This is a genomic window from Pseudomonas sp. PvP100 (assembly GCF_017833055.1).
Lineage (GTDB): Bacteria > Pseudomonadota > Gammaproteobacteria > Pseudomonadales > Pseudomonadaceae > Aquipseudomonas > Aquipseudomonas syringae.
In genome coordinates, this window is the sequence record NZ_JAFIBO010000001.1 from 2328875 (window position 1) to 2348729 (window position 19855).

Below are 19855 nucleotides of genomic sequence, written 5' to 3' on the forward strand. Positions count from 1 at the left end.
CGCCCGGCTGTGCCGGGCGTTTTTATTTCAAGGGCTTACACATGAATCCTGATATTCCTCTGCAACTTCTGGGCGGCATCAGTGCTCGCGTTTTCCTGCGTGACTACTGGCAGAAAAAACCGCTGCTGATCCGCCAGGCTCTGCCGGACTTTCAAAGCCCGATCGACGCGGACGAGCTTGCCGGCCTCGCCCTGGAAGAAGAAGTGGAGTCGCGCCTGGTCATCGAAAACGGCGAGCGTCCATGGGAGCTGCGTCGTGGCCCGTTCGCTGAAGACGAGTTCAGCAAGCTGCCCGAGCGCGACTGGACGCTGCTGGTCCAGGCCGTGGACCAATTCGTCCCGGAGGTCAGCGAGCTGCTGGAAAACTTCCGTTTTCTGCCCAGCTGGCGGATTGACGACGTGATGATCAGCTACGCAGCCCCTGGCGGCAGCGTCGGTCCGCATTTCGACAACTATGATGTGTTCCTGCTTCAGGGACATGGCAAACGGCACTGGCAGATCGGCCAGATGTGCGATGCGGAAAGCCCGCTGCTGCAGCATGCCGACCTGCGCATCCTTGCCGAATTCGAGAAGACCGAAGAGTGGACGCTGGAACCGGGCGACATGCTTTATCTGCCGCCACGCCTGGCGCACTGCGGCGTCGCCGTCGACGACTGCCTGACCTACTCGGTCGGTTTCCGGGCGCCAAGCGCTGCCGAAGTCCTGACTCACTTCACCGACTTCCTCAGCCAGTTCATCCCGGATGAAGAGCGCTATACCGATGCTGACGCCCAGCCGGTCAGCGACCCTCATCAGATCCAGCATGACGCGCTCGATCGCCTGAAAACGCTGCTGGCCGAGCACATGAGTGACGAACGCCTGCTGCTGACCTGGTTCGGCCAGTTCATGACCGAGCCGCGCTACCCGGAACTGGTGACCGGCCCTGAGCTGGAAGAACAGGACCTGCTCGACAGCCTCGAGCAGGGCGCGGTGCTGATTCGTAACCCGAGCGCACGGCTGGCCTGGTCTGAAGTTGATGACGATCTACTACTGTTTGCCAGTGGCCAGAGCCGTCTGCTGCCGGGCAGCCTGCGTGACCTGCTCAAACTGATCTGTGCCGCCGATGCGTTGCACAGCGAAAACCTTGGCCAATGGTTGGCCGATGACGAGGGGCGCAATTTGCTTTGCGAACTCGTAAAACAAGGAAGCCTGGGATTTGCCGATGAATAAAGTCACTGTAGCTGTCGCCCAATGGCAGAAGAACAACGCCGATATCCGGCGCATACGCGATTCGGTATTCATTGCCGAACAATCGGTGCCGCCGGAACTGGAGTGGGATGCCGAAGACGCAGGTGCCGTGCACTTTCTTGCGTACGAAGGTGAATATGCGGTGGGCACTGCCCGACTGCTGCCAGATGGCGAGATCGGCCGCTTGTCAGTCCTGAGAGACTGGCGTGGCCTGAAGGTCGGCGAGGCTCTGTTGGGTGCCGTGATCCATGAAGCTGAACAGCGTGGCCTCAAGCCGCTCAAGCTGAGCGCTCAGGTGCAGGCCGTCGAGTTTTATCAGCGCTTCGGCTTTTCGGTTATCAGCGACGAGTTTCTCGAAGCCGGCCTGCCACACGTCGATATGCTCCGCGAAGCGTGATCAACGCGATTATGTAGGCGCTCACCGCGGCACTACATAATGATCGCCCTGCCCTTTTTCGCTAGACCCTCTCAAGGTCGAACCGAAAAGCGGCAGGGCTTTTTCATGCCTGACCATTCAGCTTGATTGCCTGCAGCCGACACAGTGGCACAATCATGCTTTACGCGCTTACCGCGGAGAATGAACATGTCAGTACGCAACTTGCTCAATGCAGCGCTCACCTCGATGCTGATCGTCCTCAGCGCTCACGTCTTCGCAGCGACCGAAGTCGTCCCGCTCAACTACCGCACCAGTGCCGATCTATTGCCGGTCGCCAAATCCTTTCTGGGGGACGAAGGCACCGTCAGCGCCTACGGCAATCAACTGATCGTGAATGCAGAGTCACGCAAGATCGAAGAACTTCGCGCCTTGATCTCGCAACTCGATACCGCACCGAAACGCTTGCTGATCAGCGTTGACACCAGCGACAGCGCGACGCGCAACAGCAGCGGCTCGCCAGTGATCGAGTACGGTACCGCCAGCCGTGAAGGCGGCGTGCAACAAGTACAAACCAGCGAAGGGACCCCTGCACTCATTCAGGTTGGCCAGAGCGTGCCACTGACCTCCTCATCCACGGACGCGTACGGATACTCGCGAAGCGACACCGAGTACCGCAATGTAACTCAGGGGTTTTACGTCACGGCCAGCGTGACCGGCGACACGGTTCACCTGAGCATCAGCACCAATCATGACCGCATGAGCCAGGAGCGCCCTGACGCCGTCAAGGTGCAGAGTACCGACAGCCAAGTGAGTGGCAGGCTGGGAGAATGGATCACGCTGGCGAGCAATAGCAACGAATCCGTCGCCGATCAGAGTGGTCTGGCGCAACGCTATTCCACCCAGGGTCGCGACGATATGATTTTGCGCGTAAAGGTCGAAACCCTCGAATAGCCTGTATGGGGTGAAAACCCAATACTTACGGGCCTTTTGATGACTGGCCGGTCGACTTCCCACAAATATGTAGTGATTTAAAAAAAGCACTACAAAACGTTTGACGCCCCCCGGAAGTGCGAGGCATGATTGCCTCGCTCCCGCTAATCAGAGGCTTTGCAAAGAGTCTTCGAGTCGCCGCTCTCACACACCCCGCAGAGCCGATTCGTGTCCGCACCGCCCACAAGGCAGTTTGACGAGGTTGCGACTGGAACGAAGTTGTCCCAAGGGACGGAAGCGTAAACGGTAACCCGGCAAGGCCGACGGTGATGCACAACGCCACTGCAGGCCCGACTGTCCACCTGACAGCCTCGTGTCCGGACGCCCGCTCTCCCCTCGAGTACATCGTTCACCCGTCGCGACCCACGTAACGTGCGGCTTCAAGCAAAGCCCCGGATCAGCGAGCAGCCATCTACCGTGCCTTCGATAAACGAGGCGTTTTGGCGGAGCAGGACTTTCCAACGAGACCTACTTCTAGAGGTTTATCACCATGGCACTGACACGCGAACAACAAATAGCGGCTCTCGAGAAAGACTGGGCTGAAAATCCGCGCTGGAAAAACGTGACCCGTACTTACTCCGCTGCAGATGTGGTCCGCCTGCGCGGCTCGGTTCTACCCGAACACACCTTTGCACGACTGGGTGCAGACAAGCTGTGGAATCTGGTGACCCAGGGTGCCAAACCGTCCTTTCGACCGGACAAGGATTTCGTCAATTGCATGGGTGCCCTCACTGGCGGCCAGGCCGTGCAGCAGGTCAAGGCCGGTATTCAGGCCATCTACCTATCCGGCTGGCAGGTCGCTGCCGACAACAACTCTGCCGAGTCCATGTACCCGGATCAGTCGCTGTACCCGGTCGACTCGGTGCCGACCGTGGTCAAGCGCATCAACAACTCGTTCCGCCGTGCCGACCAGATCCAGTGGAAAGCCGGCAAGGCGCCGGGCGACGAAGGCTACATCGACTACTTCGCCCCGATCGTGGCAGACGCAGAAGCCGGATTCGGCGGCGTACTCAATGCCTATGAGCTGATGAAAAACATGATCGAAGCCGGTGCCGCCGGGGTGCACTTCGAAGATCAACTGGCTTCAGTGAAGAAATGTGGCCACATGGGCGGCAAGGTATTGGTCCCGACTCAGGAAGCCATACAGAAACTGGTCGCTGCACGCCTGGCCGCCGACGTAGCCGGTGTACCGACCATCATTCTGGCCCGGACTGACGCCAACGCTGCCGACTTGCTGACATCCGATTGCGATCCGTACGACAAACCATTCGTGACCGGCGAGCGAACCCACGAGGGGTTTTACAAGGTTCGCGCCGGTCTCGATCAGGCGATCTCGCGTGGCCTGGCGTACGCGCCCTACGCCGATCTGATCTGGTGCGAAACAGCCAGACCGGATCTGGACGAGGCACGCCGATTCGCCGAAGCGATCAAAAAGGAATACCCGGACCAGTTGCTGTCCTACAACTGCTCGCCGTCCTTCAACTGGAAGAAAAACCTCGACGACGCAACCATTGCCAAATTTCAGCGCGAGCTGTCGGCCATGGGTTACAAGCACCAGTTCATCACCCTGGCAGGCATTCACAACATGTGGCACAGCATGTTCAATCTGGCACACGACTACGCCCGCAATGACATGACCGCCTACGTGAAGCTGCAGGAACAGGAGTTCGCCGACGCTGCCAAGGGCTACACCTTCGTCGCCCACCAGCAGGAAGTGGGTACCGGCTATTTCGATGACATGACGACCGTGATCCAGGGCGGCGTATCGTCGGTAACCGCACTGACCGGCTCCACCGAAGAAGAGCAATTCCACTGATACACCGCGCAACGCGTTGAAAAGACAGGCCGCCCGTAAGGGCGGTCTGTGTTTTGTGTCAGAAGGTGCCGGTATTGATTTCGGACAATATGCAGTTGCCGAGCAAATGCTACAAAAGGCGCACTTTATAAGCAGTACCGTTACCCACTATGCGACGACTACCGCACGCTGAACTATCAAGGCCCCTTCAAATGATATTAATTATCATTCAAATTGCCTTTCCTTACATTTCGTGCACAAGAAACATAATTAATGAAATCCCCGCTGACGCCCGTCTGGCAGGCCCTGCAGCCTCCGTGAAAGGCCGTGGGCAATTAATTCCGTAAATAAATTTGATGTAGAAAATTTACTTGCCAAGTGTTTGCACATAAAATCAATCCGTTGACCGCACTGCGACATTTCGTCACTGCCTCGACTCTTTATCAAGCACAGAGACCTTTGCTCTCTAACAAGGACTGACAGCATGCCCGAATCGACAGGTCTGATTGCCCATAACTGGGGCTTCGCCATTTTCCTTTTGGGTGTTGTCGGCCTTTGCGCCTTCATGCTCGGTCTGTCCAGCCTCCTCGGAAGCAAGGCCTGGGGCCGCAGCAAGAACGAACCTTTCGAATCCGGCATGCTGCCTACCGGCAGTGCGCGCCTGCGTCTCTCCGCAAAATTCTATCTGGTCGCGATGCTTTTCGTGATCTTTGACATTGAAGCCCTCTTTCTCTTTGCCTGGTCTGTGTCCGTCCGCGAAAGCGGCTGGACCGGATTCGTCGAAGCTCTCGTTTTCATAGCAATTCTGTTGGCAGGTCTTGTCTACCTATGGCGGGTTGGCGCTCTTGACTGGGCTCCTGAAGGTCGCCGTAATCGGCAAGCGAAGCTGAAACAATGAGGCTTTGGCGATGCAATATAATCTCACCAGGATCGACCCGGACGCTCCTAACGAGCAGTACCCCATCGGCAAACGGGAAACCGTTTCCGATCCGTTAGAAGATCAAGTCCACAAAAACATCTACATGGGCAAGCTGGAAGACGTGCTGAACGGTGCGGTCAACTGGGGACGTAAAAACTCCCTGTGGCCCTACAACTTCGGCCTGTCGTGCTGCTATGTGGAAATGACCACCGCCTTCACGGCACCCCACGACATCGCGCGCTTTGGTGCCGAAGTCATCCGGGCGTCGCCACGACAGGCGGATTTCATGGTTATTGCCGGTACCTGCTTCATCAAGATGGCGCCGATCATCCAGCGTCTCTACGAGCAAATGCTCGAACCCAAGTGGGTCATTTCCATGGGTTCGTGTGCCAACTCCGGTGGCATGTACGACATCTACTCAGTGGTCCAGGGGGTGGACAAATTCCTTCCCGTGGATGTCTACGTGCCCGGCTGCCCGCCCCGCCCCGAGGCGTTTCTGCAAGGTTTAATGCTGTTGCAGGAATCCATCGGCAAGGAGCGTCGCCCTCTTTCCTGGGTCGTTGGCGATCAAGGCGTGTATCGCGCCGAGATGCCGTCGCAAAAGGAACAGCGCCGCGAACAGCGTATTCAGGTGACCAACCTGCGCAGCCCCGACGAAGTCTGATCCAGCCCGTTCTTCTTATAAAAAAGACAAGAACCGGGGTTGATTCTGTACGTTGACCGAAGTGATTGAGACCTATGACTGCAGACAACGCTCTGTACATCCCGCCTTACAAGGCTGACGACCAAGATGTCGTCGTTGAACTGAATAACCGTTTTGGTGCCGAGGCTTTCACCGCCCAGCCGACTCGCACCGGCATGCCCGTGCTGTGGGTCGAGCGCGCCAGACTGTTTGAAATTCTGACGTTCCTGCGCAACGTGCCCAAGCCCTACTCCATGCTGTATGACCTGCATGGCGTGGACGAGCGACTGCGCACAAACCGTCGTGGTCTGCCCGGCGCAGACTTCACCGTGTTCTATCACCTGCTGTCGATCGAGCGAAACAGCGACGTGATGATCAAGGTAGCGCTTTCCGAAAGCGACTTGAGCGTACCGACGATTACCAGCATCTGGCCCAACGCCAACTGGTACGAGCGTGAAGTCTGGGACATGTTCGGCATCGACTTCCCAGGCCACCCGCACCTGAGCCGCATCATGATGCCGCCAACCTGGGAAGGCCACCCGCTGCGCAAGGACTTTCCTGCCCGTGCAACGGAATTCGATCCGTACAGCCTGACCCTCGCCAAACAGCAGCTGGAAGAGGAAGCCGCACGCTTCCGTCCGGAAGACTGGGGCATGAAACGCTCTGGCGCCAACGAGGACTACATGTTCCTCAACCTGGGGCCGAACCACCCTTCTGCTCACGGTGCGTTCCGTATCATTCTGCAACTGGACGGCGAAGAAATCGTCGATTGCGTTCCGGACATCGGCTACCACCACCGTGGTGCCGAGAAAATGGCCGAGCGCCAGTCCTGGCACAGCTTCATTCCCTACACCGACCGTATCGATTACCTGGGCGGGGTGATGAACAACCTGCCTTATGTGCTCTCGGTCGAGAAGCTGGCAGGCATTAAGGTGCCGGAAAAGGTCGACGTCATCCGCATCATGATGGCCGAGTTCTTCCGAATCACCAGTCATCTGCTGTTCCTGGGTACCTACATTCAGGACGTGGGCGCCATGACACCGGTGTTCTTCACGTTCACCGACCGCCAGAAAGCCTACACGGTGATCGAAGCGATTACCGGCTTCCGTCTGCACCCTGCCTGGTACCGCATCGGCGGGGTCGCTCACGACCTGCCGCGTGGCTGGGAAAAACTGGTCAAGGACTTCGTCGACTGGCTGCCCAAGCGTCTCGATGAATACACCAAGGCTGCGCTGCAGAACAGCATCCTCAAGGGTCGTACCGTCGGCGTTGCCGCCTACAACACCAAGGAAGCCCTCGAATGGGGCGTCACCGGTGCAGGCTTGCGCTCCACCGGTTGCGACTTCGACCTGCGCAAGGCTCGCCCTTACTCGGGTTACGAGAACTTCGAATTCGAAGTGCCGCTGGCCGCCAATGGCGATGCCTATGACCGCTGCATGGTCCGCGTCGAAGAGATGCGCCAGAGCATCAAGATCATCGACCAGTGCATGCGCAACATGCCGGAAGGCCCGTACAAGGCGGATCACCCGCTGACCACGCCGCCGCCGAAAGAGCGCACCCTGCAGCACATCGAAACCCTGATCACGCACTTCCTGCAGGTTTCGTGGGGCCCGGTCATGCCGGCCAACGAATCCTTCCAGATGATCGAAGCGACCAAGGGTATCAACAGCTATTACCTGACGAGCGACGGCGGCACCATGAGCTACCGTACCCGGATCCGCACCCCGAGTTACCCGCACCTGCAGCAGATCCCTTCGGTGATCAAAGGCAGCATGGTCGCGGACTTGATCGCGTACCTGGGTAGTATCGATTTCGTTATGGCCGACGTGGACCGCTAAGCATGAATAGCCCGCTAATCCAGACAGACCGTTTCGCCCTGAGCGAAACCGAGCGCTCGGCCATCGAGCATGAGATGCATCACTACGAGGACCCGCGCGCGGCGTCCATCGAAGCCCTGAAAATTGTTCAGAAGGAACGCGGCTGGGTGCCCGACGGCGCCATTTACGCGATCGGCGACCTGCTGGGCATCCCTGCCAGCGACGTCGAAGGCGTTGCCACCTTCTACAGCCAGATCTTCCGCCAGCCGGTCGGGCGTCACATCATTCGCGTCTGCAACAGCATGGTGTGCTTCATCGGCGGCCATGAAAACGTGGTCGACGAGATCAAGAGCTCACTGGGCATCGGCCTGGGTCAGACCACCGCCGACGGTCGTTTCACACTGCTGCCGGTCTGCTGCCTCGGCAACTGTGACAAGGCGCCGGCCGTGATGGTCGACGACGACACTTTCGGCGATGTACAGCCTGCTGGCGTTGCCAAGATGCTGGAGGGTTACCTATGACCATCACTTCCTTCGGCCCTGCCAACCGCATTACGCGCACGGCAGAAACCCATCCGCTGACCTGGCGTCTGCGCGACGACGGCGAGCCGGTCTGGCTCGACGAGTACCAGACCAAGGACGGCTATGCCGCAGCGCGCAAGGCGCTGATGCAACAGGCGCCTGACGATATCGTCCAGTCGGTCAAGGATTCCGGCCTCAAGGGACGCGGCGGCGCAGGCTTCCCCACCGGTGTGAAGTGGGGCCTGATGCCCAAAGACGAGTCCATGAACATCCGCTACCTGCTGTGCAACGCGGACGAGATGGAGCCCAACACCTGGAAAGACCGCATGCTGATGGAGCAACTGCCCCATCTGCTGGTCGAGGGCATGCTGATCAGTGCCCGCGCGTTGAAAGCCTATCGCGGCTATATCTTCCTGCGCGGCGAATACGTCACTGCGGCCAAGCACCTCAATCGCGCAGTGGCGGAAGCCAAGGCTGCCGGTTTGCTGGGCAAGAACATTCTCGGCACCGGGTTCGACTTCGAGCTGTTCGTGCACACCGGTGCCGGTCGCTACATCTGCGGCGAAGAAACCGCACTGATCAACTCGCTGGAAGGCCGCCGCGCCAACCCGCGCTCCAAGCCGCCCTTCCCTGCTGCAGTGGGCGTTTGGGGCAAGCCGACCTGTGTGAACAACGTCGAAACCCTGTGCAACGTGCCTGCCATCGTCAATAACGGCAACGACTGGTACAAGTCGCTGGCTCGCGAAGGCAGTGAAGACCACGGCACCAAGCTGATGGGTTTCTCCGGCAAGGTCAAAAACCCCGGTTTGTGGGAGCTGCCTTTCGGCGTACAGGCTCGCGAACTGTTCGAAGACTACGCCGGCGGCATGCGCGATGGCTTCAAGCTCAAGTGCTGGCAACCCGGAGGCGCCGGTACGGGTTTCCTGCTGCCGGAACACCTGGACGCCCAGATGTATGCAGGCGGTATCGCCAAGGTCGGCACCCGGATGGGTACTGGACTGGCGATGGCGGTCGACGACTCGGTCAACATGGTCTCGCTGCTGCGCAACATGGAAGAGTTTTTCGCTCAGGAGTCCTGCGGCTTCTGCACGCCATGCCGCGACGGTTTGCCATGGAGCGTGAAAATGCTTCGCGCCATCGAGAACGGTCAGGGTCAGCCGGGGGATATCGAAACCCTGCTGGGTCTGGTCAATTTCCTCGGCCCTGGCAAGACCTTCTGTGCCCATGCACCGGGCGCCGTTGAACCCTTGGGCAGTGCGATCAAGTATTTCCGTTCCGAGTTCGAAGCCGGTATCGCGCCAGCCAGCGCAACCACGCTCGTTCCGGGCAAAAGTCCGACAGTGGTCGGCGCATAACAAGACACAACGGTCGGCAGCTGTTCGAGCTGCCGTCCTCGTACCTGCTGACGCCCTCCGGGCTGAACGATACGGGTACTACCGAGATTCCATTAGCCACGCCCGCTGACAACGGGCCAACGAAGACCTTTGAACCATGGCTACTATTCACGTAGACGGCAAAGCGCTCGAAGTCGATGGTGCAGACAACCTGTTACAGGCATGTCTGTCGCTTGGCCTCGATATTCCTTATTTCTGCTGGCACCCCGCCCTTGGCAGCGTTGGCGCCTGTCGCCAGTGCGCGGTCAAGCAGTACACGGACGAGAACGACACCCGCGGTCGTATCGTCATGTCCTGCATGACGCCAGCCACCGACAACACCTGGATTTCCATCGAAGACGATGAGTCCAAGGCCTTCCGGGCCAGTGTCGTCGAATGGCTGATGACCAACCACCCGCATGACTGCCCGGTCTGCGAGGAAGGCGGTCACTGCCACCTGCAGGACATGACGGTGATGACCGGCCACAACGAGCGCCGTTATCGCTTCACCAAGCGTACCCATCAGAATCAGGAGCTGGGGCCGTTCATCGCGCACGAGATGAACCGCTGCATCGCCTGTTATCGCTGTGTGCGCTTTTATAAAGACTACGCAGGCGGCACCGACCTGGGCGTCTACGGCGCCCATGACAACGTGTACTTCGGTCGCGTTGAAGACGGCACGCTGGAAAGCGAGTTCTCCGGCAACCTCACCGAGGTCTGCCCGACCGGTGTGTTCACGGACAAGACCCACTCCGAGCGATACAACCGCAAGTGGGACATGCAGTTCTCTCCAAGCATCTGCCACGGCTGTTCCAGCGGCTGCAACATCAGCCCGGGTGAACGCTACGGTGAATTGCGCCGCATCGAAAACCGTTACAACGGCTCGGTCAACCAGTACTTCCTCTGCGACCGCGGACGTTTTGGCTACGGCTATGTCAACCGCAAGGATCGCCCGCGTCAGCCATTGCTCGCCGACGGCCAGGTCAAACTGAGCCTGGACGAGGCACTGGACAAAGCGGCGGACCTGCTGCGCGGCCGTAACATCGTCGGTATCGGCTCTCCTCGCGCCAGCCTTGAAAGCAACTACGCGCTGCGTGAGCTGGTGGGTGCCGAGCATTTCTACAGCGGTATCGAAGCCGGTGAACTGGAGCGTATCAGGCTGATCCTCAAGGTCCTGAACGACAGCCCGCTGCCTATTCCGACCCTGCGCGACATCGAAGATCACGATGCCATCTTCGTCCTCGGCGAAGACCTGACCCAGACAGCGGCACGTATGGCCCTGGGCTTGCGCCAGGCCGTCAAAGGCAAGGCTGAAGACATGGCAGCGGCGATGAAAGTCCAGCCGTGGCTCGATGCAGCCGTGAAGAACATCGGTCAGCACGAGCTCAATCCGCTGTTCATCGCCAGCATCGCCGAGACCCGTCTCGACGACGTCGCAGAAGAATGCGTACATGCAGCGCCCGATGATCTGGCGCGTATCGGTTTTGCCGTAGCCCATGCCCTGGACGCCAGCGCACCTGCTGTCGAAGGTCTGGACAGCGAGGCGCTGGAACTGGCGCAACGCATTGCCGATGCACTGCTGGCTGCCAAACGACCGCTGATCATTTCCGGCAGTTCACTGGGTTCGACAGCGCTGATCGAAGCTGCTGCCAACATCGCCAAGGCCTTGAAACTGCGCGACAAGCAGGGTTCCATCAGCCTGATCGTGCCTGAAGCCAACAGCATGGGCCTGGCGATGTTCGGCGGCGAGTCCGTAGATGCCGCGCTGCAAGCCGTGATCTCCGGCAAGGCCGACGCTATCGTGGTGCTGGAAAACGATTTGTATCGTCGTGTGGACGCCAGGATCGTCGACGCCGCGCTGAGCGCAGCGAAAGTCGTGATCGTCGCTGACCATCAGAAAACCCCGACCAGCGACCGCGCCCACCTGATCCTGCCAGCTGCCAGCTTCGCTGAAGGCGACGGCACACTGGTCAGCCAGGAAGGCCGCGCCCAGCGCTTCTTCCAGGTCTTCGATCCGACCTATCTGGATGCCAGCATTCTGATCCACGAAGGCTGGCGCTGGTTGCATGCCCTGCGTGCCACCTTGCTGAACAAGCCGGTTGACTGGACGCAACTCGACCACGTCACCGAAGCCTGCGCCGGCAGCACGCCGCAACTGGCGGGTATCGTCAACGCCGCGCCGTCTGCGTCGTTCCGCATCAAGGGCCTGAAACTGGCTCGCGAACCGCTGCGTTATAGCGGTCGTACCGCGATGCGAGCCAACATCAGCGTGCATGAGCCGCGCACCTCGCAAGACATCGACACAGCGTTCTCGTTCTCCATGGAAGGCTACTCGGGCTCGGCCGAGCCTCGTCAGCAGGTGCCATTCGCCTGGTCGCCGGGCTGGAACTCGCCACAGGCCTGGAACAAGTTTCAGGATGAAGTCGGCGGTCACTTGCGTGCCGGCGACCCGGGCACTCGCCTGATCGAAAGCCAGGGCGATGGTCTGTCGTGGTTCTCCAGCGTGCCACGCGCGTTCTCTCCAGAGCGCGGCACCTGGCAGGTCGTACCGTTCTTCCACCTGTTCGGCAGCGACGAAACCTCGTCTCTGGCCGCGCCGGTTCAGGAACGCATCCCGCAGGCCTATGTCGCAGTGGCCAAGTCCGAAGCCGATCGTCTCGGCGTCAACGAAGGTGCCCTGCTCTCCTTGAGCATCGGCGGCGAAACGCTGACCTTGCCGTTGCGCATCAGCGAAGAACTGGGCGCGGGCCTTGTGGCATTGCCGGCAGGACTGCCTGGCATTCCGCCAGCACTCTTTGGCAAATCCGTTGACGGTCTGCAGGAGGCAGCGCAATGACCTGGTTTACCCCTGATGTGATCGACGCAATCATTGCAGTGGTCAAGGCCATCGTGGTGTTGCTGGGCGTCGTGGTTGGCGGTGCCTTGTTGAGCTTCGTCGAACGTCGTTTGCTGGGCTGGTGGCAGGACCGTTATGGTCCGAACCGCGTGGGTCCGTTCGGCATGTTCCAGATCGCAGCTGACATGCTGAAGATGTTCTTCAAGGAAGACTGGACCCCACCGTTCGCTGACAAGGTGATCTTCACCCTGGCGCCGGTGGTTGCCATGAGCGCCTTGCTGATCGCCTTCGCAGTCATCCCGATCACCCCGACCTGGGGCGTCGCGGACCTGAACATCGGTCTGTTGTTCTTCTTTGCCATGGCGGGTCTGTCGGTGTATGCGGTGCTCTTCGCCGGCTGGTCGAGCAACAACAAGTTCGCCCTGCTGGGCAGCCTGCGTGCTTCGGCACAAACCGTGTCCTACGAAGTGTTCATGGGCCTTGCGCTGATGGGCATCGTGGTTCAGGTCGGCTCATTCAACATGCGCGACATCGTTGAATATCAGGCGCAGAACCTGTGGTTCATCATTCCGCAGTTTTTTGGCTTCTGTACGTTCTTCATCGCAGGCGTGGCGGTGACTCACCGCCACCCGTTCGACCAACCGGAAGCCGAGCAGGAACTGGCTGACGGCTACCACATTGAATATGCCGGCATGAAATGGGGCATGTTCTTCGTGGGCGAATACATCGGGATCATTTTGATCTCGGCGCTGCTGGTGACGCTGTTCTTCGGCGGCTGGCACGGCCCGTTCGACATTCTGCCATCGCTGGCATTCTTCTGGTTCGCCTTGAAAACCGCGTTTTTCATCATGCTGTTCATTCTGCTGCGCGCCTCCATCCCGCGCCCGCGTTATGACCAGGTCATGGATTTCAGCTGGAAGTTCTGTCTGCCGCTGACCCTGATCAATTTGCTGGTGACTGCTGCGATTGTGTTGTTGAACACACCGGCAGGCTCGGTTCAGTGAGGATTTGACCCATGTTCAAATATATTGGTGACATCGTTAAGGGTACGGGTACCCAGTTGCGCAGCCTGGTCATGGTCTTTGGCCACGGCTTTCGCAAGCGCGACACCCTGCAATACCCCGAAGAGCAGGTTTATCTTCCGCCCCGCTACCGTGGCCGCATCGTTCTGACCCGCGACCCCGATGGTGAAGAGCGCTGCGTGGCGTGCAACCTGTGTGCGGTAGCCTGCCCGGTCGGCTGCATTTCGCTGCAGAAGGCCGAGACAGAGGACGGACGCTGGTATCCCGACTTCTTCCGCATCAACTTTTCGCGCTGCATCTTCTGCGGCCTGTGCGAAGAAGCCTGCCCGACGACCGCGATCCAGCTAACGCCGGACTTCGAGATGGCCGACTTCAAGCGTCAGGATCTGGTGTACGAGAAGGAAGACCTGCTGATCTCCGGACCCGGCAAGAACCCTGACTACAACTTCTATCGCGTTGCCGGTATGGCCATCGGCGGCAAGCCCAAGGGCTCCGCACAGAACGAAGCCGAGCCGATCAACGTCAAGAGCTTGCTGCCTTAAGGAAGTAAAGATGGAATTCGCTTTCTACTTCGCATCTGGTATCGCTGTTGTGTCCACCCTGCGGGTGATCACCAACACGAACCCGGTGCACGCCCTGCTCTACCTGATCATCTCGCTGATCGCCGTAGCGATGACTTTCTTCAGCCTCGGTGCGCCGTTCGCCGGTGTGCTGGAAGTCATCGCCTACGCGGGCGCGATCATGGTCCTGTTCGTGTTTGTGGTGATGATGCTCAACCTCGGCCCGGCCTCGGTTCAGCAGGAACGTGCCTGGCTCAAACCCGGCATCTGGATCGGTCCGGTCATTCTCGGCGCGCTGTTGCTGGCCGAGTTGCTGTACGTGCTGTTCGCCAACCCGACCGGCGCTGGTGTCGGTCACACCACGGTCGACGCCAAGGCAGTCGGCATCAGCCTGTTCGGGCCCTATCTGCTGGTGGTGGAACTCGCCTCGATGCTGTTGCTTGCAGCAGCCATCACGGCTTTCCATCTGGGCCGCAACGAGGCCAAGGAGCCAAGCCAATGAATGCTATCCCTCTTGAGCACGGTCTGGCGGTCGCCGGGGTCCTGTTCTGTCTGGGTCTGGTCGGCCTGATGGTGCGCCGTAACATTCTCTTCGTGTTGATGAGCCTGGAAATCATGATGAACGCCGCTGCACTGGCGTTCGTCGTGGCCGGCAGCCGTTGGGGGCAACCGGACGGGCAGGTGATGTTCATCCTGGTGATCAGCCTTGCGGCAGCCGAGGCCAGTATCGGCCTGGCGATCCTGATGCAACTGTATCGCCGCTTCCACACTCTCGATATCGATGCTGCCAGCGAGATGCGCGGATGAATCTTCTCTTTCTGACTTTCGTATTCCCCCTCATCGGCTTTCTGCTGCTGTCGTTCTCCCGTGGACGCCTCTCGGAAAACCTCGCTGCGCTGATCGGCGTCGGCTCCATCGGCCTGTCAGCCATCGTCACGGCCTGGGTCATCTGGCAGTTCAACGTGGCGCCACCCGAAGGCGGTCACTACACCCAGGTGCTGTGGCGCTGGATGGACGTCGATGGCTTCCAGCCCAACTTCGCGCTGTATCTGGACGGACTGTCCGTCACGATGCTGGGCGTCGTGGTTGGCGTCGGCTTCCTGATCCACCTGTTCGCGTCCTGGTACATGCGCGGTGAAGCGGGCTACTCGCGCTTCTTCTCCTACACCAACCTGTTCATTGCCAGCATGCTGTTCCTGATCCTGGGCGACAACCTGCTGTTCATCTACTTCGGTTGGGAAGGCGTAGGCCTGTGCAGCTACCTGTTGATCGGTTTCTATTACAGCAACCGCAACAACGGCAACGCAGCGCTCAAAGCGTTCATCGTCACCCGTATCGGTGACGTGTTCATGGCTATTGGCTTGTTCATCCTGTTCCAGCAACTGGGCACGCTCAATGTGCAAGAACTGCTGGTCAGGGCGCCGGAACACTTCAAGGTCGGCGATTTCTGGATCGTGCTGGCGACGTTGATGCTGCTGGGCGGTGCGGTCGGTAAATCTGCACAGCTGCCACTGCAAACGTGGCTGGCGGACGCGATGGCCGGTCCTACGCCAGTTTCGGCGCTGATCCACGCAGCGACCATGGTCACGGCGGGCGTTTACCTGATCGCGCGCACTCACGGCCTGTTCGCACTGGCACCTGACATTCTGCATCTGGTTGGCATTGTCGGCGGCGTCACGCTGGTTCTGGCGGGTTTCGCCGCACTGGTACAGACCGACATCAAGCGTATCCTCGCCTACTCGACCATGAGCCAGATCGGCTACATGTTCCTGGCACTGGGTGTCGGCGCCTGGGAAGGCGCGATCTTCCACCTGATGACCCACGCCTTCTTCAAGGCGCTGCTGTTCCTTGCTTCCGGTGCGGTGATCGTTGCCTGCCACCACGAGCAGAACATCTTCAAGATGGGCGGCCTGTGGAAGAAACTGCCATTGGCCTACGCCAGCTTCATCGTCGGTGGCGCTGCTCTTTCCGCCCTGCCGCTGCTGACGGCGGGCTTCTACTCCAAGGACGAAATTCTCTGGGAAGCATTTGCCAGCGGTAACAACGGTTTGCTGTATGCCGGTCTGGTGGGCGCGTTCATGACGTCGCTGTACACCTTCCGTCTGATCTTCATCGCGTTCCATGGTGAAGCCAAGACCGAAGCACACGCAGGTCACGGCATCGCTCACTGGCTGCCACTGTCGGTGCTGATCGTGCTGTCTACGTTCATCGGCGCGTTGATCACTCCGCCCCTGGCCGGTGTGCTGCCGCAGAGCGTCGGCCATGCCGGTGGCGAAGCCAAGCACAGTCTGGAGATCGCTTCCGGCGCCATCGCGCTGGCCGGTATCCTGCTGGCAGCGTTGCTGTTTCTCGGCAAGCGCCGCCTGGCGACGGCTATCGCCAACAGCGGTCCGGGCCGTTTCCTTTCGGCCTGGTGGTTCGCGGCCTGGGGCTTCGACTGGATCTACGACAAGCTGTTCGTCAAGCCGTATCTGGCAATCAGCCATGTACTGCGTAGCGATCCGTTCGACCGCACCATCGGCTTGATCCCACGTCTGGTCAAAGGCGGTCATGACACCATGAGCCGCACCGAGACCGGCCAGTTGCGTTGGTATGCTGCCTCGATCGCCGTGGGTGCCGTTCTGGTACTCGGTGCCGTCGTTCTGGTTGCGATCTGATATGAACCTTGCGAATTTGCGAAAGGAATTGAGCCCGTCATGATTCTGCCCTGGCTAATCCTGATCCCCTTCATCGGCGGCCTGCTGTGCTGGCTGGGTGAGCGCTTCGGCTCTACCCTGCCGCGCTGGATTGCGTTGCTGACAATGACCCTTGAACTGGTTCTCGGCCTCTGGCTGTGGGCTACCGGCAACTTCGGCTACGCGCCGGTGCCGGGTGCCGATCCGACCTGGACCCTGGAATTCCACCACCCGTGGATCACCCGCTTCGGCATCGACGTGCATCTGGCACTCGATGGCCTGTCGCTGCTGATGATCCTGCTGACCGGCCTGCTGGGCGTGCTGTCGGTGCTGTGCTCGTGGAAGGAAATCCAGCGCAAGGTCGGTTTCTTCCACCTTAACCTGATGTGGATCCTGGGCGGTGTCGTCGGCGTGTTCCTGGCCATCGACCTGTTCATGTTCTTCTTCTTCTGGGAAATGATGCTGGTGCCGATGTATTTCCTCATCGCGCTCTGGGGTCACAGTTCTTCGGACGGCAAGAAAACCCGTATCTATGCAGCCACCAAGTTCTTCATCTTCACTCAGGCCAGCGGCCTGATCATGCTGGTGGCGATCCTGGGCCTGGTGCTGGTGCACTTCAATCAGACCGGCGTGATCACCTTTGCCTACGCCGACCTGCTGAAGACCAAACTGGCACCGGGCACCGAGTACATCCTGATGCTGGGCTTCTTCATTGCCTTCGCCGTCAAGCTGCCGGTGGTGCCATTGCACTCCTGGCTGCCGGATGCGCATGCCCAGGCACCGACTGCAGGCTCCGTCGACCTGGCGGGTATCCTGCTGAAGACGGCGGCTTACGGCCTATTGCGCTTTGCCCTGCCGCTGTTCCCCAACGCATCGGCCGAGTTCGCACCGATTGCAATGACGCTGGGCCTGGTCGGTATCTTCTACGGCGCATTCCTGGCGTTTGCCCAGACTGACATCAAGCGCCTGATCGCGTTCTCCAGCGTTTCGCACATGGGCTTCGTACTGATCGGTATCTACTCGGGCAGCCAGCAAGCCCTGCAAGGCGTACTGATTCAGATGATCGCCCACGGTCTGTCGGCTGCAGCACTGTTCATACTCAGTGGTCAGTTGTACGAGCGTCTGCACACTCGCGACATGCGTGAGATGGGCGGTCTGTGGTCACGCATCGCCTACATCCCGGCCATCAGCCTGTTCTTTGCCGCCGCCTCTTTGGGTCTGCCGGGCACCGGCAACTTCGTCGGCGAATTCCTGATTCTGCTGGGCAGCTTCGCCAGCTCACCATGGATCACGGCGATCGCCACCTCCGGTCTGGTGTTTGGTTCTGTCTACTCGCTGATCATGATCCACCGCGCCTATTTCGGCCCGTCGAAGTCCGACGAGGTTCTGAAGGGCATGGACGGACGGGAAATGATCATGGTGCTGGGCCTTGCCGTGTTGCTGGTCGTGCTCGGGGTATTCCCGCAGCCGTTCCTCGACACATCGGCGGCGACCATGCACGGCGTGCAGCAATGGCTAGGCACTGCCTTCACTCAACTCGCTTCGGCCCGGTAAGAGCGCTATGGACCTGACGATTCAACACTTTATTGCGCTTGCGCCACTGCTGATCACCAGCCTCACCATTGTCGTGGTGATGCTGGCGATCGCATGGCGCCGCAATCACTCGCAAACGTTCCTGCTTTCGGTAGCAGGCCTCAACCTGGCTCTTCTGTCGATCTATCCAGCACTGAAAGTTGCCCCTCTGGTCGTGACGCCACTGCTGCATATCGACAACTTTGCCTGCCTGTACATGGCGATCATCCTCGCCTCTACCCTCGCTTGCGTGACCATGGCGCACGCCTATCTGGGTGACGGCAAGGTCGGGTATCCCGGCAATCGCGAAGAGCTTTACCTGCTGATCCTGCTGGCAGCTGCCGGTGGACTGGTGCTGGTCAGCGCTCAGCATCTGGCAGGCCTGTTCATCGGCCTGGAACTGCTGTCGGTGCCGGTCTATGGGCTGGTGGCTTATGCCTTCTTCAACAAGCGTTCGCTGGAAGGCGGCATCAAGTACATGGTCCTGTCGGCCGCAGGCTCGGCGTTCCTGCTGTTCGGTATGGCGCTGCTGTACGCAGAGGCAGGCTCGCTGAGCTTCGACGGTATCGGCAAGGCCATCGCGGCGACAGGCATGCCGAGTCCGATTGCCAGCCTGGGTCTGGGCATGATGGTCGTCGGTCTGGCCTTCAAGCTGTCACTGGTACCTTTCCACCTGTGGACCCCGGACGTTTACGAAGGCGCCCCTGCGCCGGTCGCAGCCTTCCTGGCGACCGCCAGCAAGGTGGCGGTGTTCGCGGTACTGGTGCGTCTGTTCCAGGTTTCACCGGCAGCCAGCAGCGGTGTCCTGCATGACGTACTGGCAGTCATCGCCGTCGCGTCGATCCTGGTCGGCAACCTGCTGGCGCTGACTCAGACCAACCTCAAGCGTCTGCTGGGCTACTCCTCCATCGCTCACTTCGGTTACCTGATGATTGCGCTGGTGGCCAGCAAAGGCATGGCGGTCGAGGCGGTCGGCGTCTATCTGGCGACTTACGTCCTGACCTCGCTGGGCAGCTTCGGTGTGATCACCATGATGTCTTCGCCTTACAGCGGACGTGATGCTGACGCAATGTTCGAATACCGTGGTCTGTTCTGGCGTCGCCCTTACCTGACGGCAGTCATGACCCTGATGATGCTGTCGCTGGCAGGTATCCCGCTCACCGCAGGTTTCATCGGCAAGTTCTATATCATCGCCACCGGTGTCGAATCGCAGCTGTGGTGGTTGGTCGGGGCTCTGGTAATCGGTAGCGCCATCGGCGTGTTCTATTACCTGCGTGTGATGGTGACCATGTATCTGGTCGACAACAAGCTTCCTCGCCACGACGCAGCCATCAACTGGGCACAGCGCACGGGCGGCGTGATGCTGCTGGCCGTTGCGATCCTGACCTTCGTGCTGGGTGTCTACCCGCAACCGCTGCTCGATCTGGTGCTCAATGCCGGTCTGCACGTAGCGGGCTGATCCTGCGCAAACGCAAAGCCCTGCTCTCGAGC

The 19855-nt window shown here is 59.7% G+C and carries 17 protein-coding genes; all 17 read left to right on the plus strand.

The annotated features are described in order from the left end of the window. Positions 1–41: 41 nt before the first annotated feature. The 17 genes from JOE39_RS09735 (at position 42) to nuoN (ending at position 19823) form a co-directional block, all read left to right on the plus strand. A complete protein-coding gene (locus JOE39_RS09735; RefSeq protein WP_003395693.1) occupies positions 42–1208 on the plus strand; it encodes a cupin domain-containing protein in 1167 nt (388 codons plus the stop codon). Continuing rightward, positions 1201–1623, plus strand: a complete 423-nt coding sequence (locus tag JOE39_RS09740) for a GNAT family N-acetyltransferase (protein WP_003317965.1) — start codon at positions 1201–1203, stop codon at positions 1621–1623. Before JOE39_RS09735 ends, JOE39_RS09740 begins: the two co-directional genes overlap by 8 nt. Before the next feature lie 186 nt (positions 1624–1809). Then, positions 1810–2553 carry a secretin N-terminal domain-containing protein gene (locus tag JOE39_RS09745; protein WP_046266444.1) on the plus strand — a complete coding sequence of 248 codons (744 nt, stop codon included), beginning with the start codon at positions 1810–1812 and terminating at the stop codon, positions 2551–2553. Between the two features lie 529 nt (positions 2554–3082). Beyond that, positions 3083–4408 carry an isocitrate lyase gene (aceA, locus tag JOE39_RS09750; RefSeq protein ID WP_046266445.1) on the plus strand — a complete coding sequence of 442 codons (1326 nt, stop codon included), beginning with the start codon at positions 3083–3085 and terminating at the stop codon, positions 4406–4408. Between the two features lie 463 nt (positions 4409–4871). Further along, positions 4872–5285, plus strand: coding sequence for an NADH-quinone oxidoreductase subunit A (locus JOE39_RS09755; protein ID WP_002554011.1), 414 nt, complete (start codon positions 4872–4874; stop codon positions 5283–5285). A gap of 10 nt (positions 5286–5295) precedes the next feature. After that, positions 5296–5970 (plus strand): NADH-quinone oxidoreductase subunit B, encoded by a 675-nt coding sequence (locus JOE39_RS09760; RefSeq protein WP_002554012.1) that lies wholly within the window; start codon positions 5296–5298, stop codon positions 5968–5970. Between the two features lie 74 nt (positions 5971–6044). Further along, entirely contained in the window at positions 6045–7826 is a 1782-nt protein-coding gene (gene nuoC, locus JOE39_RS09765) for an NADH-quinone oxidoreductase subunit C/D (RefSeq protein WP_002554013.1), read from the plus strand. A gap of 2 nt (positions 7827–7828) precedes the next feature. Beyond that, positions 7829–8326 (plus strand): NADH-quinone oxidoreductase subunit NuoE, encoded by a 498-nt coding sequence (gene nuoE, locus JOE39_RS09770; RefSeq protein ID WP_002554014.1) that lies wholly within the window; start codon positions 7829–7831, stop codon positions 8324–8326. Beyond that, positions 8323–9681, plus strand: a complete 1359-nt coding sequence (gene nuoF / locus JOE39_RS09775; protein WP_096116526.1) for an NADH-quinone oxidoreductase subunit NuoF — start codon at positions 8323–8325, stop codon at positions 9679–9681. The genes nuoE and nuoF overlap by 4 nt, the downstream gene beginning before the upstream one ends. Before the next feature lie 136 nt (positions 9682–9817). Further along, positions 9818–12535, plus strand: a complete 2718-nt coding sequence (gene nuoG, locus JOE39_RS09780) for an NADH-quinone oxidoreductase subunit NuoG (RefSeq protein ID WP_096116527.1) — start codon at positions 9818–9820, stop codon at positions 12533–12535. Next, a complete protein-coding gene (gene nuoH, locus JOE39_RS09785; protein WP_003317976.1) occupies positions 12532–13539 on the plus strand; it encodes an NADH-quinone oxidoreductase subunit NuoH in 1008 nt (335 codons plus the stop codon). The genes nuoG and nuoH overlap by 4 nt, the downstream gene beginning before the upstream one ends. An 11-nt stretch (positions 13540–13550) precedes the next feature. Beyond that, positions 13551–14099 (plus strand): NADH-quinone oxidoreductase subunit NuoI, encoded by a 549-nt coding sequence (gene nuoI / locus JOE39_RS09790; protein WP_002554018.1) that lies wholly within the window; start codon positions 13551–13553, stop codon positions 14097–14099. Positions 14100–14109: 10 nt separating this feature from the next. Further along, positions 14110–14619, plus strand: coding sequence for an NADH-quinone oxidoreductase subunit J (gene nuoJ, locus JOE39_RS09795; protein ID WP_003317979.1), 510 nt, complete (start codon positions 14110–14112; stop codon positions 14617–14619). Beyond that, positions 14616–14924, plus strand: a complete 309-nt coding sequence (gene nuoK, locus JOE39_RS09800) for an NADH-quinone oxidoreductase subunit NuoK (RefSeq protein WP_003317980.1) — start codon at positions 14616–14618, stop codon at positions 14922–14924. Before nuoJ ends, nuoK begins: the two co-directional genes overlap by 4 nt. Next, a complete protein-coding gene (gene nuoL / locus JOE39_RS09805; RefSeq protein ID WP_016568454.1) occupies positions 14921–16774 on the plus strand; it encodes an NADH-quinone oxidoreductase subunit L in 1854 nt (617 codons plus the stop codon). The genes nuoK and nuoL overlap by 4 nt, the downstream gene beginning before the upstream one ends. Before the next feature lie 39 nt (positions 16775–16813). Beyond that, positions 16814–18346, plus strand: a complete 1533-nt coding sequence (gene nuoM, locus JOE39_RS09810; RefSeq protein WP_002554022.1) for an NADH-quinone oxidoreductase subunit M — start codon at positions 16814–16816, stop codon at positions 18344–18346. 7 nt (positions 18347–18353) lie between these two features. After that, complete coding sequence (gene nuoN, locus JOE39_RS09815) at positions 18354–19823, plus strand: NADH-quinone oxidoreductase subunit NuoN (protein WP_209996059.1); 1470 nt, start codon at positions 18354–18356, stop codon at positions 19821–19823. The last annotated feature ends 32 nt before the right edge of the window (positions 19824–19855 follow it).

What these genes read in the sequence shown, in the direction of transcription:
- JOE39_RS09735 (WP_003395693.1), top strand. Translation starts at nt 42, where the DNA reads ATGAATCCTGATATTCCTCTGCAACTTCTGGGCGGCATCAGTGCTCGC.
- JOE39_RS09740 (WP_003317965.1), top strand. Translation starts at nt 1,201, where the DNA reads ATGAATAAAGTCACTGTAGCTGTCGCCCAATGGCAGAAGAACAACGCC.
- JOE39_RS09745 (WP_046266444.1), top strand. Translation starts at nt 1,810, where the DNA reads ATGTCAGTACGCAACTTGCTCAATGCAGCGCTCACCTCGATGCTGATC.
- aceA (WP_046266445.1), top strand. Translation starts at nt 3,083, where the DNA reads ATGGCACTGACACGCGAACAACAAATAGCGGCTCTCGAGAAAGACTGG.
- JOE39_RS09755 (WP_002554011.1), top strand. Translation starts at nt 4,872, where the DNA reads ATGCCCGAATCGACAGGTCTGATTGCCCATAACTGGGGCTTCGCCATT.
- JOE39_RS09760 (WP_002554012.1), top strand. Translation starts at nt 5,296, where the DNA reads ATGCAATATAATCTCACCAGGATCGACCCGGACGCTCCTAACGAGCAG.
- nuoC (WP_002554013.1), top strand. Translation starts at nt 6,045, where the DNA reads ATGACTGCAGACAACGCTCTGTACATCCCGCCTTACAAGGCTGACGAC.
- nuoE (WP_002554014.1), top strand. Translation starts at nt 7,829, where the DNA reads ATGAATAGCCCGCTAATCCAGACAGACCGTTTCGCCCTGAGCGAAACC.
- nuoF (WP_096116526.1), top strand. Translation starts at nt 8,323, where the DNA reads ATGACCATCACTTCCTTCGGCCCTGCCAACCGCATTACGCGCACGGCA.
- nuoG (WP_096116527.1), top strand. Translation starts at nt 9,818, where the DNA reads ATGGCTACTATTCACGTAGACGGCAAAGCGCTCGAAGTCGATGGTGCA.
- nuoH (WP_003317976.1), top strand. Translation starts at nt 12,532, where the DNA reads ATGACCTGGTTTACCCCTGATGTGATCGACGCAATCATTGCAGTGGTC.
- nuoI (WP_002554018.1), top strand. Translation starts at nt 13,551, where the DNA reads ATGTTCAAATATATTGGTGACATCGTTAAGGGTACGGGTACCCAGTTG.
- nuoJ (WP_003317979.1), top strand. Translation starts at nt 14,110, where the DNA reads ATGGAATTCGCTTTCTACTTCGCATCTGGTATCGCTGTTGTGTCCACC.
- nuoK (WP_003317980.1), top strand. Translation starts at nt 14,616, where the DNA reads ATGAATGCTATCCCTCTTGAGCACGGTCTGGCGGTCGCCGGGGTCCTG.
- nuoL (WP_016568454.1), top strand. Translation starts at nt 14,921, where the DNA reads ATGAATCTTCTCTTTCTGACTTTCGTATTCCCCCTCATCGGCTTTCTG.
- nuoM (WP_002554022.1), top strand. Translation starts at nt 16,814, where the DNA reads ATGATTCTGCCCTGGCTAATCCTGATCCCCTTCATCGGCGGCCTGCTG.
- nuoN (WP_209996059.1), top strand. Translation starts at nt 18,354, where the DNA reads ATGGACCTGACGATTCAACACTTTATTGCGCTTGCGCCACTGCTGATC.